4 protein-coding genes are annotated in these 2,484 nt (G+C 54.9%); 1 reads left to right on the top strand and 3 read right to left on the bottom strand.

Going from position 1 to position 2,484, the window contains the following annotated elements:
* The coding region (locus RTK32_RS21090; protein WP_312047349.1) for a LysR family transcriptional regulator at window positions 1-209 on the bottom strand (209 nt) is incomplete at its 3' end.
* A gap of 134 nt (window positions 210-343) precedes the next feature.
* On the opposite strand from RTK32_RS21090, the gene RTK32_RS21095 reads away from it, so the two are divergent.
* Complete coding sequence (locus RTK32_RS21095) at window positions 344-1,090, top strand: SDR family oxidoreductase (RefSeq protein WP_312047351.1); 747 nt, start codon at window positions 344-346, stop codon at window positions 1,088-1,090.
* Window positions 1,091-1,429: 339 nt separating this feature from the next.
* Here the strand turns inward: RTK32_RS21095 and RTK32_RS21100 are convergent, their stop codons facing one another.
* Together RTK32_RS21100 and RTK32_RS21105 are read right to left on the bottom strand one after the other, a co-directional pair.
* On the bottom strand, window positions 1,430-1,834 hold the full coding sequence (locus tag RTK32_RS21100) for a cyclophilin-like fold protein (protein WP_312047353.1): 405 nt from the start codon (window positions 1,832-1,834) through the stop codon (window positions 1,430-1,432).
* A gap of 239 nt (window positions 1,835-2,073) precedes the next feature.
* On the bottom strand, window positions 2,074-2,484 hold a 411-nt coding region (locus RTK32_RS21105; protein ID WP_312047355.1), incomplete at its 5' end, for a TonB-dependent receptor domain-containing protein.

Below are 2,484 nucleotides of genomic sequence, written 5' to 3' on the forward strand. Positions count from 1 at the left end.
GTGGTTTTCTCATAGTAATCGCGTCCCTCTGGCGTAACCGTGACGCGCCGGGTGGTGCGCTGGAGCAGCCTGATGCCCAGATACGCTTCCAGCTGCTGGACCAGTTTGCTTAGCGTCGCGTTTGGCATCGAAAGCGAATCCGCCGCGCGGGTAAAGCTACCCGCTTCCACCACGCGGGCGAAGGCCCGTATCGCCATCAGTTGATCCATATCATTCGCCCTTATTATCTCTGTGCAGGGATAGTCATTTTCATTTTACAGGATTTATCAACAAACGGGGCAGCGCTACAGTGCTTCCATGCCCGGACAGGCCGGGCCATCATAAATAAACAGCGGAGAATAAAATGGACGCACTGAAAGGCAAAATCGCATTAGTGACCGGCGGTACTACAGGTATTGGTCTGGCCGCTGCGCAGGAGCTGGCGGCCCAGGGGGCACAGGTGTTTATTACCGGAAGGCGTCAGGCCGAGCTGGATGCGGCCGTCGCCACCATCGGTTCACGGGCGACAGGCATCCGTGCCGATGCTGCTGTTCTGACCGATCTGGATGAGGTTTACGCTGCTATCTCGCAAAAAGCAGGCCGTCTGGATATTCTGCTCGCCAATGCGGGGGGCGGCGATATGCTGCCGCTGGGCGCCATCACCGAAGCCCATTTCGATCGCATCTTCGGCACTAACGTGCGCGGCGTGTTGTTTACGGTGCAAAAAGCGCTGCCGCTGCTGAGTGATGGCGCGTCGGTGATCCTGACCGCTTCCACCACGTCGGTTCAGGGTACGGCCGGGTTCAGCGTCTATAGCGCCAGCAAGGCGGCCGTACGCAATTTTGCCCGATCCTGGGAGCTGGATTTAAAAGATCGTGGGATCCGCGTTAACGCGATCAGCCCCGGCCCGGTAAAAACGCCAGGCTTAGGCGGATTAGCCAGTGAAGAAGAGCGACAGGGACTGTTTGACTCTCTGGCGGCTCAGGTGCCGCTAGGTCGGCTGGGCGAACCGGCAGAAATCGGTAAAGTCGTGGCTTTTCTGGCTTCCGACGCCGCCAGCTTTATCAATGCGGCCGAGCTGTTTGTTGATGGCGGCATGGCGCAGGTGTAAGCACCAGGCGGCCCGTTGGCCGCCTGTTTCAGCGCAATGCGGCCTGGAAGGGCCCTCTTTATGGCAATCTTATCTGACAAAAAGGCCAGTGTCCGCTGTCAGAAAAACTGGCGTTACTCCCCTGAAATATCTGCATATTACTTCAGGGTATTATCATCATCGGAGCAAATATTGCTTTCCTCAATGCCATCCGCGTGAGGCATGTTCTTCCGTTTAAAGATGGATTGTATTTTGCAGAGGTCAACGTTAACCCTGATATGAATGGGTAGCTGAAGCAGCCCATCTGGCAAGTTTCACCGCGTCAGCTTATACCCTGGCGGGGTTCCCGCTTACTCCCTCCTATAAAAGGCCGTTTTGGCTGGTGGCGCTATCAGCCGGGCTGGCGGCCTGTGCTTTTTCGGCCAGTTCAAACCTGGCCATAAAGGACGGTTTGTCCGACGGCACGCTTTTTGCTTCGTCAAACTGCCCGATCTTTATCAGTCCGGAAGCATAGCCACTATCCCGGTAAAAAATAGCGAGATTGCCCCACGGCGCATAAAAAGCGATATCGCCTTTTACGGCAGACGTGCCCTCAGGCGATCCTGCCACAGAGAGCCTCGAGGGCAAATCGCTGATTTTTTCCGTTGCTGCATAATCTTTTAGCGGGAGGGTTAGCGGTAGCATAGAGGCAAAGTCCCGGGCCGCTTCACTGTTATTTAGCGAGGCTGACAGAACAACGTTATCGACGGTCATCGTTATTTTCACGGTTTCTCCCTGAGATAATATGTTTACAGAAGGCGGTAATAAAGGGATAGCGATCCCTGATGAGTCCGTTGTGCAAAGGCATTGGGTGGTGATTTACTTTTAACTGAGGGAGCAGGAAGAAGGAATAGCGAATTTAAAAATGGCGTGATGAGGATCGTTCATAAGTCGCAGCCGCAAAGTACGGCTCCGTCGATCCCTGAAAAAACAGCCCCCGCAGGAGCTGTTTCCCTGAAGCAGGATCAGAATTTATAGCTGGCCGTTAATGAGAAATTACGCGGCTCACCGTAAACGATATATTGGTTTACGCTGGTGTCATATTCTTTGTCGAACAGGTTATTGATGTTGGCCTGAAGCGTAAGCTGTTTAGTCACTTCATAGCGGCTGAACAGATTTACCAGCGCATAGCTGCCCTGCTCTGCGTGCCAGCTGCCGTTACCTTCCGGTGCGGCCACATCCTGCCAGACGTGGGTTTGCCAGTTTACCCCGCCGCCGATCGTCAGCGCCTGGAGCGACGGCAGACGATAACTGGTGAACAGCTTCAGCGACGTGCGCGGCAGCTGAGGATTGACCGCTTCACCGTCATGATCTTCCGCTACATAGCGGGTGCCGCCCACGGTCATTTGCCAGTTATCGTTCAGCGCCCCGGTCAC

This window comes from Erwinia sp. (assembly GCF_031978025.1).
In the GTDB taxonomy this organism is placed as follows: Bacteria; Pseudomonadota; Gammaproteobacteria; order Enterobacterales; family Enterobacteriaceae; genus Erwinia.